The sequence below is a fragment of the Gordonia sp. 11cp genome, assembly GCF_057767225.1.
Genome location: NZ_CM173437.1, coordinates 3,631,235 through 3,644,868 on the forward strand (window position 1 = coordinate 3,631,235; position 13,634 = coordinate 3,644,868).

Sequence of the window (13,634 nt, forward strand, 5' to 3'; positions counted from 1 at the left end):
GGGTGCTACGAAGCCCGGTGCGGGTGCCACGCGAGGTACCACAGCTGGAGCCAGTCCAGTTGCGGTGGCGCGACCCGGGTCTCGGGGCGGTGCCGGGGAACGCGCACGCGGAGTGCGCCGGGCGTGATGGTGCAGCGCACCGGCGTCGCGAGCTGTAACGATTCGCCGTCGACGCCGACGGGGATGACCTCGGCGTCGGCGTCGACGGTCACCTCGGTGGCGGTCCGCTGGACCAGTCCACGGTCGTGCGTGCGGCGTAACAGACCGACTGCCTGCCGGGTGTCGGACACCGAGACGGTGACGACCCCGAGGAGTCCCTCGTCGATGCGGGTGCGGCGGCCGAGCCCGGCGACGTCGTTGGTGGCGTAGGGGCCGTTGCTGACCAGGATCGCCTGGGGATCGGAGACGGGCTCGTCACCGATGACGGCACGCAATCCGGACCTCGATCCTCTCCCGAGGAGGTCGGGGAGCATGCGTAACACCGTGCGCGTCTTGTCGTCCCGGTACTGAGGGCTCTGGACGACCTCGGCGTAGATGCCGAACGAGGCGTTGTTGACGAAGGGGCGACCGTTGATGTGGCAGAGGTCGACGCGGAACTCGACGCCGTCGCGCAGTGCGTCGAGGCACCGCGCCGGATCTTGGCGGTCGAGTCCGAGATCGAGGGCGAAATGGTTTCGTGTCCCGGCACTGACGACCAGGAAGGGCACCCCGGATTCGGCGGCCACTCCCGCGACGAGCGCCTGGGTGCCGTCGCCGCCGGCGACCCCGAGCAGGTCGGCCCCGCGGGCCACTGCGTCCCGGGCCAGTTGGGCCACGTCGATCTCGACGGGCCCGCTCAGCAGCGCGACTTCGGCGCCGAGGGACTCGGCTTTGCGCTGCAGGTCGAACCGGCCGACCTTCCCGCCGCCCGATCGGGGATTCATGATGATGAACGGCCGGTGGACGTCCGGAGCCGGGTGTTCGGGCATGAGGGAGTCGACGCGGGACGGTCGTAGCGCTCGCCGGCCGCACCCGACCGCCGCGGCCGCCAGCAGTGCGGCGACGATCACCACCCACAGCTGACGCTCGCGGATGAGGAACACCGCGAGCACGGCCACCGGCAGCAGGGCGAGTGCGGCCGAGACCACGCGGACGACACCGCGGCTGATCAGGAACCAGTACGCTGCCGCGACGATGACGACGACGCAGGCGCCGCAGATCGCCAGGAGACCCAGCAGCTGGAGCAGTCCGGCGGCGGCCACCGGTAGCAGGATCGCCGCGACGGCCAGCGCCATGGCCGCGCGCGCCCACCACCGGCGCGTCGTGGGCGGTGCGACCTCGGCGGCAACCGATGCCTGGCTCATACGGTCTCGACGACCGACGTCGCCTCACCCGGTGGCGTCTCCTGATCCGGCGACTTCCGATCGGGCGTCTCGTCATCCTCGACCCAGCTCTTCGCCGGCCTGGTCACGAGTTCGAGGATCAGCAGGGCGAGGAGCCCGAAGACGGCGATGAGCAGGACCACCAGCCCGGTCGGATAGCTCCAGAACACCAGGAGCAGTGCGGCGATGCCGATGATCGCGCTGCGGAGCGCGATCCGTGCCCGGAACAGGCTCTCCTCGAAGGTGTTCGGCGGTCGCGTCCGACGCATCCGCTGCACCGAGTCGAGCCCTTGGGCGAATCCACGCCGAACCGCCGCGGCGGACGAGGACCCGCCCAACAGATAGGCCCCGACCGCGACCACGAGGCCGAGGACCGCCACGGCACGCAGGGCGAGACGTAACGGGTCGAGCACGGTGTCGATGATGGCGGTCGCGGCATCGGGAGCGAGGATGTCGGGAGGCATCGCGTCGAGGTACAGCCCTCGGCCGATCAGCAGTGCGATGGCCAACACGAGCATGGCGAGGACCAGCGAGAGGCCCGCAAGCGAGAAGGCGCGCATGCGCCGACCGCGGGGTGCGACCGCGACCGCGGCGAACGCCAGGGCGATCGTCAGCCAGGGCAACACGTCGGCGGCGGTGTCGAGTGCCGAGACGGCGCGTTGGGCGCGAACGAGTTCGGGCGAGCGGAAGAGGACGAACTGCTTGTCGACCGCGGGGATCTTCTCGGCGAAGGTGAAGCCGCGGTCGAGCAGGCGCGCCTTGACGTTCTCGATCACGGTGCCGAGTGAGATGCTCACCGTGCCGGAGTCGTCGACCGTCACCGACGACGGTCCGACGTCGCCGGTCACGACTGCGACCAGGGCGGTGTGAGCGGCCCGATTCGCCTGCAGCCACAGCGATTCGAACTCGTCACTCGCGACGAACGACGACACGGTCTGCTGGACGAATCCGCGCGCCTGGCCGGCCAGCACCGGAGCGAGGCCCTCGACCGCACGATCGACGCGCGGCGCGTTCTGGGTGGCCGGCACGGCGTCGGTCAGTGTCGTCAACGCGGCGGCGGTGAGGCCCTCGACGTCGATGCGGGTGAAGATCTCGTCGGTGATCGTGTTCGAGATCTCCGCTTGGACTGCGGGATCGGAGGCGAGTGGTGCGACGGTGCTGATGTAGCGGTCCGTGTCGAGGATCTCGCCCCGGACGAAACGCGACGTCACGGAGGTGATCGCGAGGATCACGACGAGGACGCACAGGACCCCGACGGCGAACCAGCGCCACCGGTGTCGCGACGTCGCAGCAGATGAGGACGAGGGCGGTTCGCCGCCGACGGTGTCGCGCAGCCGGGCGACTTCGGCTCGTAGACGTTCGAGTTCGGCGCGCTCCGAGTCGGTGATCCCGACACTCTGCTCGACGTTGTTTCCGTTGGTGTCCGTGGTCATGTCGACGCCGCCCTTCCGGCCGCTGGTCGTCTGGAGATCCGTGGTCGAGCGAGCACGCTCCACCGCCGAGGCCGCGCCTCGCCGGTGGAGCGTGAACGGGTCCTAGCGGTACTCGGCCTTCGGATGCCAGGTGGACACGGCCCAGATGACGACGACGTCGAGAGCGATGATCAGGATCGACCACCACGGGTAGTAGGGCAACCACAGGAAGTTCGCGATGATCGACAGTCCGGCGATGACGATCGCGGTGAACCGCGCCCACGTCGCGCCGGTCATCAGTGCGATGCCCACGATGACCATCACGACGCCCAGGGCGATGTGTATCCAGCCCCAGGTGGTGAAGTCGAGCTTGTAGACGTACTCCACGCCGCGGACGAAGACCTCGTCCTCGGCGACCGCGGCGATCCCCTGGGCGAGCTGGACGACACCGAGGACGGTCAGGATGATCGCGGCTCCGATGGAGGTTCCCGCGGCGATGCCCTGTCTGACGGGTGGACGGTCGTTCTCATGGATGGGTGCGGTGTGAGTCATGATGACGCCCTTCTCTGGACAACTCCGACAATGTGGAGTGTCCTACCAGTCGTCTCGCCCCGCAAGCGTTCCGAGAAGAGCGGGCGCAGATTTGTGACAACCACGTCGTCGATTCGATACGACTGTGCCACAATGCCTTACGCGCAGCTAACGAATCCGGTCAGTCCGCATTCCGGCCGAGACGCCAGATCCGGTCTCGCGACATCGGCGTCTCACAGGGCCGGGTGCCCAGCGCGCGGCGGATCGCGTTGGCGAGTGCCGGCGCGACCGGATTGTAGGGCGACTCGCTCATCGACTTCGCGCCGAACGGACCCAGTTCGTCGCTGGTCTCGGCGAAGTGGACCTCGGTGACGGGGACATCGGCCATCTGCGGCACGCGGTAGGTCCGGAAGACGTTCGTCACCGGCCGTCCGTGCTCGTCGATCATGATCTCCTCGTACAGGGCCGTCCCGATGCCTTGTGCGACACCACCTTCCACCTGGCCGCGGCATTGTTCGGGATTCATCACGGTGCCGGCGTCGGCCGCGTGCACGGACTGCAGTATGCGTACGGTGCCGGTCTCGGTGTCGACCGCGACGCGGAACGCCTGCACGTTGAACGCGATGGACCGCATCTCGCCGCGTTCGGCGCCCGCGGCGACAGCGCGCGGTCCGGCGGGGTGGTCGACCCGGAACGACGGATCGACGGAGCCGATGAGGTCGGTGAACCCGACGATCCGGCCGTCGACGAGAGCGCCGTCCGCGACGAGATCGATCTGTGCCGCCTCGGTTCCGGTGAGTTGCGCCGCCGCGCCGACGAGTGCGTCGCGCAGCGCGAGGCAGGCCGAGTACACGGCCTTACCCGCGACGGTCGTGCCGGCCGAGGCGAATGCCCCGGTGTCATGGGCGACGGCGTCGGTGTCGCCGTGCCACAGCGAGACGCGATCCAGCCCGGTCGACAGGGCGGTGGCGACGATCTGGGCGTGCACCGTGGTGGTGCCGTTGCCGAACTCGGCGGTCCCGACGCCCACGTGGTAGGTCCCCGCGGCGTCGACCGCGACGGTGACGTCGGCGAAGTGCCCGCGCGGGGCCATGGTCGCGATCGCGGCGATGGCCATACCCTCGCCCACGCGCCAGCGTTCGCCCGGCGGTGCCTCGACCCCGTTGCCGGCGCGCATCGCCTGCTCGGCGAGGTCGAGACACTGGTCGAGTCCGTAGCTGCCGTAGACCAGGTCGACCTCGGGTTCGGCGCGCGCGATGAGCAGTGGATCGCCGTCGGCGACGGCATTGCGCCGCCGGAACTCGAACGGATCGATGCCGAGTTCGATCGCGAGTTCGTCCATCGCACTCTCCACGGCGAAGACCACCTGGCCGAGGCCGTAACCGCGGAACGCACCCGACGGCGGGTTGTTGGTGTAGACGACCTCCGCGTCGAGTCGTTTGACCGGGCAGTTGTACACCGACACCGATTCCGCGCAGGCGTGGAACATCACGCCGATGGCGTGGTTGCCGTAGGCGCCGGTGTCGGACAACAGGTTCACGCGCAAGCCCGTGAGCCGACCGTCCGCGTCGGCGCCGACATCGACCGTGACGCGCATCGGATGACGGTAGGTGGTGCGGGTCAGCTCGTCCGTGCGGGTCATCTCGTAGGCGCAGGGTCTACCGGTGCGGAGTACGGCGAGGGCCACGAGATCCTCGGTAAGCATCTCCTGTTTGCCGCCGAATCCTCCGCCCACCCGGGCGCTGAAGACCCGGATGCGTTCCGGTGGCAGGTCGAAGAGGACTGCGAGTTCGTTGCGGACGAGGAACGGGACCTGCGTGCTGGTCCGGATGACCAGGCGGCCCTGCTCGTCGAACCACCCGATCGAGCCATGTGTCTCCAGCTGGGCGTGCGAGACCCGTCCGCTGGACCAGGTACCGTGCACGGTCGCCGTCGACGCGGCGAGCGCAGCGTCGACGTCACCGCCGAACCCCTCGTGGAAGGTGGCGACGACGTTGCGGTCGGCCTCGGCGACCCGGTCGGCGGGGGTGCGATCGGGGTGGAGCAGCGGCGCACCCGGAGTCCGGGCCTCCTCCGGGTCGAACACCGCGGGGAGCACCTCGTAGGTGACGTCGATCAGCGCCAACGCCTGATCGGCCACGGCGGGGGACGAGGCGACCACCGCGGCGACCCGCTGGCCGACGAACCGCACGATCGGGTCGAAGATGAGCGTGTCGTCGGGGTCTTCCAGTCGGTTCTCGTGACGTCCCGTGGAGAACCTCGGGGTCGACACGTTCTCGTGGGTCAGGATCAGCTCGACGCCCGGCAGCGCGGCCGCGTCGGTGGTGTCGATGGCGGTGATCCGTGCATGCGCGTGCGGTGATCCGAGCACGTGGATGTGCAGGGTCCCGGGCGTGGGGACGTCGAAGGTGTACGGCTCGGTGCCGGTCACCACCCGCCGGGCCGCGAGCGGGTTGACCGAGGTGCCGACGAGGGGACGCGGATCCGCCGCCGGGGGCGGCGCGGTCGTGGTGGCGGGGGGTGCGACGGCCGCGGTGATCGCATCCCGGATGGACCGGTATCCGGTGCAGCGGCAGATGTTTCCCTTCATCCGCCGCGGCAGGTCGGGAAGATGCTCGGCGGTGACGGTCGAGGCGGTCACGATCATCCCCGCGGTGCAGAACCCGCACTGGAACCCGAAGTTGTCGACGAAGGACTGCTGGACGGGATGCAGGTCGTCCGGGGTGCCGAGCCCGGAGACCGTCGTCACCGACTTCCCGGCGGCGCGGTGGGCGGGAAAGATGCAGGAGTGCACGGGTTCGCCGTCGACGAGGACCGAGCACGCCCCGCAGTCCCCGGCGTCGCAGCCCTTCTTGACCTCGTAGTGGGCGTGTTCGCGCAGCAACATCCGCAGGCACTGTCCCGCAGCGGGTTCGGCTTCGAGATGCTCGCCGTTGACCTCGAATTTCATACGTGGGCTCCGAATCCCTTGTCGCGCAGCGGCACCCATTCGGCCAACTCGGTCCGGATCTCCTCGCCGAGGACTGCCGAGACTCCGCGGCGCCAGTCGGCCGAGCCCATCGGATCGGTGTAATAGCCGCTCGCCGCGACGATGTCGTCGTGGAGCGCGTCGCGGGTCGGTAATCCGGGGTAGCGCAGGACCGTCGGCCACTCGGTGGCCGCGGTGATCCCGAAGGTGGCGGCGCCGTCGTCGTCGATGCGGCCGGTGACCACCGCCCCCGAGCGACCGAGTTCGGCGAGGGCGATCGTGCGCACCGCGGTGTGTGCGCGCAGGGCGTGACCGGGGAAGTCGATGGCACGCAGGACTTCTCCCGGTCCGAGGAGATTGATCCCGTCCCCGATGACCAGCTCGGCGACGGGCAGATCGCGGTCGGTGCCGGTGGGTGCCCACACGTGTGCGGTCGCGTCGAGTCCCACCGCGAGGGAGACCATCGACGCGGCGGCGAACGATCGGCAGATGTTGCCGCCGACCGTGGCCATGTTCCAGATCTTGAACGACGCCAGCAGCGCGTTCGCGCAGTGCGCGAACATCGGATGGGCCATGAAGCCCGGACGCGGGGGCAGCGCGGCGAGTTCGGCGATCGTGCAGGTGGCCGCGATCCGCAAGCCGCCTCCGGGTAGATCTTCGACAGGTGCCCAACCCATCTCGCTCAGGTCGACGAGTCCGGTGGTGGCCGGCTGCGGCTCGGAGAACACCCACGTGCCACCGGCGACGATCTGTTCGCCGGGACCGGGGAACGCCTCCTCGCGGGTTCGGGCGAAGCGGTAGTGGGAGACGGCGGTGAGGTCCATCAGCGTGCCTTGTCGAGGAGGCGGGGTGCAGCGGTGGGTGGCTCCCACCGTACGAGGCCGATGCGCCCGTCGGAGCGGATCGCCGAGATCGACGTCAAGAGAAGCACGGCGTCACGCTACGTGTATCCGGTGCGGTCCGCATCTCGTGATCGGCGGGCCGGTGGTAGACGTGATCGACTCGTCAGACCGGTGTCTCGGCGCTGCGTCCGTGTGCGGGGATGCCGAAGGCGACCAGGGCGGCGACCCCGCTCATGACGAGGGCGATGCCGGAGGCCCACAGGTAACCATCGGCGGTCGGGACCTCGACAGTGGTCCCATCGGCGGCTTGAACCGAGACCATCGACCACGTGAGGAGCATGCCGACCACCGCGGCGGCCGTCGACGTCCCGACGATCCGCATGAGCGCGTTGACGCCGTTGGACTCACCGGTCTGCTCGACACTGACCGATTGCATGATCAGGGCCGGCATCGCCGAGTAGGCGATGCCGAGACCCGCGCCGATGCAGCAGGCGATGACGACCATGTGGATCCACGTCAGGTCCCACGGGCCGGCGATCCCGACGATGAACACGACATAACCGATCCCGATCACGATCGCGCCCATCGCCAGGGACACGCGGGCGCCGAAGCGTGCATTCATGCGACCGCTGACGTGGGAGAAGAGGAACATGACCGCACCACTGGGCGCGAGCAGCAGACTCGCGTGGACCATGTCGTAGCCGAAGCCGTCCGGGCTGCTCGTCGGGGCCATCAGCAGCTGGATCGGGATGAGTTGCATCGCGTAGAAGGCGAACCCGGTCGCGATGGAGGCGAGGTTGGTCATGAGCAGCGGACGCTTGGCGAGGATGCGGAGATCGATCAGTGGACCCTTGCGACGGAGTTCGACGAGGACCCACACTGTCAACGACACGACGAAGCCGGCGAACAGCCCGAGCGTGACCGGAGCGGACCATCCCCATTCGGCGCCCTTCGACAACGGCAGCAGCAGGCAGACGAGCAGCACGGTGAGGCCGAGCGCACCGAGCGCGTCGAAGCGGCCGCCCGAGGGCTTGGCGGTGGACCGCACCGTGAGGGCCACGCCGACGCCGGCCAGGGTCGCGGCGCCGGCACACGACCAGAAGAGGGCGTGCCAGCTCACGTGCTGGGCGATGAGGGCGGCGACCGGGAGTCCGAGTGCACCGCCGATGCCGAGCGAGGCGCTCATCGTCCCCACCGACGAGCCGAGGTGGCGGGGCGGGACGATGTCGCGCATCACGCTGATGCCGAGCGCGATGATGCCGAAACCCAGACCCTGGAGGCCGCGGCCGATGATGAACAGCGGGAGCGACGTCGCGACCGCGCAGGCGACCGAACCCACGGCGACGAAACCGAGACTGACCAGGATGGCGAGACGTTTGCCGTACATGTCACCGATCCGCCCGCCGATGGGGGTCGCGACCGCGCCGAGCAGCAGGGTGATGGTGATCGCCCACGTGGTGTCGGAGGCATCGGCGTGCAACAGCGCGGGGAGCTGGGGGATGAGCGGCACGATGATCGTCTGCATCAGTGCCACGACGATGCCGGCGAGGCAGAGCACGGCCACCGCCAGGCGGGGGTGGGGCTTGTCGGCGGCGGGATCGGGGGGCGGGAGGTCCGGGGTGCTGTCCGTTGTTCCGTCGGCGTCGGTGCGGCTGGTCACGCCGTCATCCCGCTGGTTCCGATCATCGATTGTTCACACCTCCGAACGATCAGGGTATCGCGCGGGCGATCGACGCAGACGTTCGGATCCGCCCGAGCGGGGCCTGATCGGCTCAGTACAGCTAGGCGAGCTCGGCGGCGCTGACGGGGTGCGGCCATCGCGGGGTGAGTCCGTCACCCGACGAGACCCCACGGATGCGTCGCATCACCCACGGTCCGAGAAACGTCCGGGCCCATTCCGCGTTCTGGCGCCGTTGCTCCCGGCGGGTGGCGACCGCGGCGGCGGCCAGGGTGGCGGGTGTGATGTCGTGGTCGACGCCGAGGAGGTCGAGGACCCGGCCGGACATGTGTGCGTGGCCGAGCGGGGACATGTGCAGGCGGTCGGTGTCCCACATGCGGTAGTCGTCATATCCCGGCATGCGCCAGAAGTCGCAGATCAGTGCGCCGTGGCGCTCGGCCACTCCGCGCACGAGTTCGTTGTAGATCGCGATGCGTCCGCGCAGCATCCGGAATACCGGAGCCCATCCGGTGTCGTAGGCGGTGAAGACGACGACGGTGGCGCCGGTCGCCGCCAGGTCGCCGAGTGTGGCGTCATAACGCGCGATCAACTTGTCCACGTCGAGGGACGGACGCATGAGGTCGTTCCCGCCCGCATAGATGGTGACGAGGTCGGGGTCCAGGTCGATGGCCGGACCTACCTGCTCGGCGACCACCTCGTCGAGCAACCGGCCGCGGATGGCGAGGTTCGCGTAGGTGAAGGCGGACCGGTCCGGGCCCGTCCCGTCGTCGGCCCGCGCGGCGAGTTGCTCGGCGACGCGGTCGGCCCATCCGCGGACACCGTTGGGTCGGGTCGGATCCGGATCGCCCACGCCTTCGGTGAACGAATCGCCCAATGCGACGTAGCGGGTGAAGCCCACGAGCGCGCCTTCCTGTCGAGTGTCGGCATGACGCTAATCCCGTCTGTCGGCCCGATCAAAGCGCGCCCTGGACGGAGCGATCGGTCGGCATTCCGACGGAGCGATCGATCGGCATTCGGAGGGTTTCCGGACCGCGGATCTCTCATTGTCGATCGTCGGTGGAGAGCATTTCTCAACACAGCGGCAATGAGTGCCACGTACATTGCGCGGCAATTGTTTTCGATCCTCGCGGAAGGGTCGGCGCATCGCGGCGGCAGGGTGTTCCGATCAATTCGGAATGCGGTCCCGGCGGCCCTTTCCGAAAGCGTCGAAGGCAGTGTGAGGGGGTGGCCGGTCGGCCGGTCTCGGTGAGTAGGATCACGACGTGAACTGCCCGTGGAAAAACGGGTCGGCGTCGTCGGGACACCTGCGTCGAACCGTGTCCGCCGGGGGGTTTGTTCGCGCGATCTCCACCGCGATTGTGCGAGTCGCTGAGCACGCGCCGGACCGGCGCAGGCGTGAGAGAAAGAGAACACGACGATGTTCGACAAGGTTCTGGTCGCCAACCGCGGCGAGATCGCCATCCGCGCGTTCCGCGCTGCCTACGAACTCGGTGCGCGCACGGTCGCGATCTTCCCGTACGAGGATCGCACTTCGGTGCACCGGCTGAAGGCCGACGAGTCCTATCAGATCGGGGTGCCGGGACATCCGGTGCGGGCGTATCTGTCGGTCGACGAGGTCGTCAGCGCGGCGGTTCGCTGTGGCGCGGACGCGATCTACCCCGGGTACGGGTTCCTGTCGGAGAACCAGGGTCTGGCCGCGGCGTGCGCGGAGGCGGGCATCACCTTCGTGGGTCCGAGCGCCGACATCCTGGAGATGACCGGTAACAAGGCGACCGCGGTGGCCGCGGCGAAGGCGGCGGGCATCCCCGTTCTCGCGAGTTCGGAGCCGTCGTCGGATCTCGACGAGTTGCTCGCCGCGGCGCAGGACATGCAGTTCCCGGTCTTCGTGAAGGCGGTCGCCGGTGGCGGCGGGCGTGGGATGCGTCGCGTCGACGAACCCGCCGATCTCGCCGAGGCCATCGCCGCCGCGTCGCGCGAGGCCGAGGCCGCGTTCGGTGATGCGACGGTGTTCCTCGAGCAGGCGGTGGTCAACCCGCGGCACATCGAGGTCCAGATCCTCGCCGACACCTACGGCAACGTCATCCACCTCTATGAACGCGACTGCAGTCTGCAGCGCCGCCACCAGAAGGTGATCGAGCTCGCGCCCGCGCCGAACCTCTCGGATGAGTTGCGTGAGCAGATCTGCTCCGACGCAGTGGCTTTCGCCCGTTCCATCGGCTACTCGTGTGCGGGCACGGTGGAGTTCCTGCTCGACGAGCAGGGCCGGCACGTGTTCATCGAGATGAATCCGCGCATCCAGGTCGAGCACACGGTCACCGAGGAGATCACCGACGTCGACCTCGTCAGCGCGCAGCTGCGCATCGCCTCGGGTGAGTCGCTGGCGGATCTGGGCCTGAGCCAGGACGTGATCGGCATCCGCGGAGCCGCCCTGCAGTGCCGCATCACCACCGAGGACCCCGCCAACGGCTTCCGGCCCGACGTCGGGCGGATCACGGCCTACCGCAGCCCGGGCGGCGCGGGTGTCCGGCTCGACGGCGGCGCCACCCTGGGTGCCGAGGTCAGTGGTCACTTCGACTCGATGCTGGTCAAACTCACTTGTCGTGGAAGGGATTTCCCGACCGCGATGCGGCGGGCACGGCGCGCTGTGGCCGAGTTCCGCATCCGCGGCGTCGCGACCAACATCCCGTTCCTGCAGGCGGTGCTCGACGACCCGGACTTCCGTGCCGGCCGCGTCACCACCTCGTTCATCGACGAACGTCCCGGCCTGCTGACCTCACGCTCGTCGGCTGACCGCGGCACCAAGATCCTCTCGTATCTCGCCGATGTCACCGTCAACAAGCCGCACGGTGAGCGTCCGACGACGGTGTACCCGCGGGACAAGCTGCCCACCGTCGAGCGCTCGGTGCTGGCCTCGCCGCCGAACGGCTCACGGCAGCGGTTGCTGGAGCTCGGCCCGGAAGGGTTCGCCCGTGACCTGCGGGAGAACCCGCGCCTTGGCATCACCGACACGACGTTTCGTGATGCGCACCAGTCGCTGCTCGCGACGCGGGTGCGCACCAACGGGCTGCTCAACGTCGCGCCGTATGTGGCGGCGCTGACCCCTGAGCTGCTCTCCGTCGAGTGCTGGGGCGGCGCGACCTACGATGTGGCACTGCGCTTCCTGAAGGAAGATCCGTGGGATCGCCTCGCGCAGTTGCGCGAAGCCATCCCCAACATCTGTCTGCAGATGCTGCTGCGCGGCGCCAACACCGTCGGGTACACGCCGTATCCCACGAAGGTGACGACCGCGTTCGTGTCCGAGGCGACCGACGTCGGCATCGACATCTTCCGCATCTTCGATGCGCTGAACAACATCGACGCGATGCGGCCGGCGATCGACGCGGTCCGCGAGACCGGCACGGCGGTCGCCGAGGTGGCGATGAGTTACACCGGCGATCTGTCGGATCCGGCCGAGGACCTCTACACGCTCGACTACTACCTGCGGCTGGCCGAACAGATCGTGGAGGCGGGCGCCCACGTCCTGGCGATCAAGGACATGGCGGGTCTGCTGCGGGCACCCGCGGCGACCACCCTGGTCACCGCGCTGCGGCGGGAGTTCGATCTGCCGATCCACGTGCACACCCACGACACCCCCGGCGGGCAGCTCGCGACCTACATGGCCGCGTGGCAGGCCGGTGCCGACGCCGTCGACGGCGCCAGCGCCGCGCTGGCGGGCACCACCAGCCAGCCGCCGTTGTCGGCGATCGTGGCCGCGACCGCCCACACCGAGCGGGACAGCGGGATCGACCTGGCGCGGGTGTGCGACCTCGAGCCGTACTGGGAGGCGCTGCGAAAGGTGTACTCGCCGTTCGAGTCCGGTCTTCCGGCGCCGACCGGCCGGGTCTACTCGCACGAGATCCCCGGCGGGCAGCTGTCGAACCTGCGGCAGCAGGCCATCTCCCTGGGCCTGGGCAACCGCTTCGAGGCCGTCGAGCAGGCCTACGCCGCCGCCGATTCGATGCTGGGTCGGCTGGTCAAGGTCACCCCGTCGTCGAAGGTCGTCGGTGACCTCGCGCTGGCCCTGGTGGGTCGCGGTATCACCGCGTCGGACTTCGCCGCCGATCCGGCGTCCTACGACATCCCGGACTCGGTCATCGGCTTCCTGCGGGGCGAGTTGGGTGATCCGCCCGGCGGCTGGCCCGAACCGTTGCGCACCCTCGCGCTGCAGGGTCGGGCACCCGCCCCGGAGGTCACCGAACTCACCGCCGACGACGAGGCCATCCTCGACAAGCCGGGACGCGACCGTCAGGTCCGGCTCAACCACCTGCTGTTCCCCGGTCCGGCAAAGGAATTCGAGGAGCACTACGAGGCCTACGGCGACACCTCGACGCTGTCGGCCAACCAGTTCTTCTACGGTCTGCGCTACGGCGAGGAACATCGGGTGGTGCTCGAACCGGGCGTGGACCTGCTCATCGGGCTCGAGGCGATCAGCGAACCGGATGAGCAGGGCATGCGGACGGTCATGTGCGTCCTCAACGGCCAGTTGCGGCCCATCGCGGTGCGCGACCACTCGGTCGATTCGGCGGTCGCGTCGGCAGAGAAGGCCGACCGTTCCGACCCGCACCACATCGGCGCCCCGTTCGCCGGCGTCGTCTCCCTGTCGGTCGACGTCGGCGACGAGGTGGCCGTCGGCGCGACGATCGGCACGATCGAGGCGATGAAGATGGAGGCGGCGATCACCGCGCCGGTCGCGGGCAAGGTGGCCAGACTCGCCGTCGGACAGGTCACCCAGGTCGCGCCCGGCGACCTCCTCATCGAGATCCGCTGATCCGAGGGCGGCGGGGCGATCGCTCCGCTGCCCGG

At 69.2% G+C, this 13,634-nt stretch carries 8 protein-coding genes; 1 reads left to right on the forward strand and 7 read right to left on the reverse strand.

Annotation, left to right across the window (positions count from 1 at the left end):
- Positions 1–5: 5 nt before the first annotated feature.
- The 7 genes from AC3B6C_RS16245 to AC3B6C_RS16275 all read right to left on the reverse strand — a co-directional run bounded on the left by AC3B6C_RS16245 (position 6) and on the right by AC3B6C_RS16275 (position 9,690).
- Positions 6–1,343 (reverse strand): diacylglycerol/lipid kinase family protein, encoded by a 1,338-nt coding sequence (locus tag AC3B6C_RS16245; protein WP_488373458.1) that lies wholly within the window; start codon positions 1,341–1,343, stop codon positions 6–8.
- Positions 1,340–2,794 carry a hypothetical protein gene (locus AC3B6C_RS16250; RefSeq protein ID WP_488373459.1) on the reverse strand — a complete coding sequence of 485 codons (1,455 nt, stop codon included), beginning with the start codon at positions 2,792–2,794 and terminating at the stop codon, positions 1,340–1,342. Before AC3B6C_RS16250 ends, AC3B6C_RS16245 begins: the two co-directional genes overlap by 4 nt.
- A 102-nt stretch (positions 2,795–2,896) precedes the next feature.
- Entirely contained in the window at positions 2,897–3,325 is a 429-nt protein-coding gene (locus tag AC3B6C_RS16255; RefSeq protein WP_488357693.1) for a DUF7144 family membrane protein, read from the reverse strand.
- A gap of 160 nt (positions 3,326–3,485) precedes the next feature.
- Positions 3,486–6,254, reverse strand: a complete 2,769-nt coding sequence (locus tag AC3B6C_RS16260) for a molybdopterin-dependent oxidoreductase (protein ID WP_488373460.1) — start codon at positions 6,252–6,254, stop codon at positions 3,486–3,488.
- A complete protein-coding gene (locus tag AC3B6C_RS16265) occupies positions 6,251–7,096 on the reverse strand; it encodes an FAD binding domain-containing protein (protein ID WP_488373461.1) in 846 nt (281 codons plus the stop codon). The genes AC3B6C_RS16260 and AC3B6C_RS16265 overlap by 4 nt, the downstream gene beginning before the upstream one ends.
- A gap of 181 nt (positions 7,097–7,277) precedes the next feature.
- The gene (locus AC3B6C_RS16270) at positions 7,278–8,774 is read right to left on the reverse strand and encodes an MFS transporter (protein ID WP_488373462.1); all 1,497 of its coding nucleotides are present in this window, start codon (positions 8,772–8,774) and stop codon (positions 7,278–7,280) included.
- A 121-nt stretch (positions 8,775–8,895) separates the two neighbouring features.
- The gene (locus tag AC3B6C_RS16275) at positions 8,896–9,690 is read right to left on the reverse strand and encodes an SGNH/GDSL hydrolase family protein (RefSeq protein ID WP_488373463.1); all 795 of its coding nucleotides are present in this window, start codon (positions 9,688–9,690) and stop codon (positions 8,896–8,898) included.
- A gap of 519 nt (positions 9,691–10,209) precedes the next feature.
- Here AC3B6C_RS16275 and AC3B6C_RS16280 point away from each other — a divergent pair.
- Complete coding sequence (locus tag AC3B6C_RS16280; RefSeq protein ID WP_488373464.1) at positions 10,210–13,599, forward strand: pyruvate carboxylase; 3,390 nt, start codon at positions 10,210–10,212, stop codon at positions 13,597–13,599.
- The last annotated feature ends 35 nt before the right edge of the window (positions 13,600–13,634 follow it).

Excerpts from the sequence above, each read along its gene's own strand:
- AC3B6C_RS16280 (WP_488373464.1), top strand. The coding sequence starts at position 10,210 with ATGTTCGACAAGGTTCTGGTCGCCAACCGCGGCGAGATCGCCATCCGC.
- AC3B6C_RS16260 (WP_488373460.1), bottom strand. The coding sequence starts at position 6,254 with ATGAAATTCGAGGTCAACGGCGAGCATCTCGAAGCCGAACCCGCTGCG.
- AC3B6C_RS16245 (WP_488373458.1), bottom strand. The coding sequence starts at position 1,343 with ATGAGCCAGGCATCGGTTGCCGCCGAGGTCGCACCGCCCACGACGCGC.
- AC3B6C_RS16255 (WP_488357693.1), bottom strand. The coding sequence starts at position 3,325 with ATGACTCACACCGCACCCATCCATGAGAACGACCGTCCACCCGTCAGA.
- AC3B6C_RS16265 (WP_488373461.1), bottom strand. The coding sequence starts at position 7,096 with ATGGACCTCACCGCCGTCTCCCACTACCGCTTCGCCCGAACCCGCGAG.
- AC3B6C_RS16250 (WP_488373459.1), bottom strand. The coding sequence starts at position 2,794 with ATGACCACGGACACCAACGGAAACAACGTCGAGCAGAGTGTCGGGATC.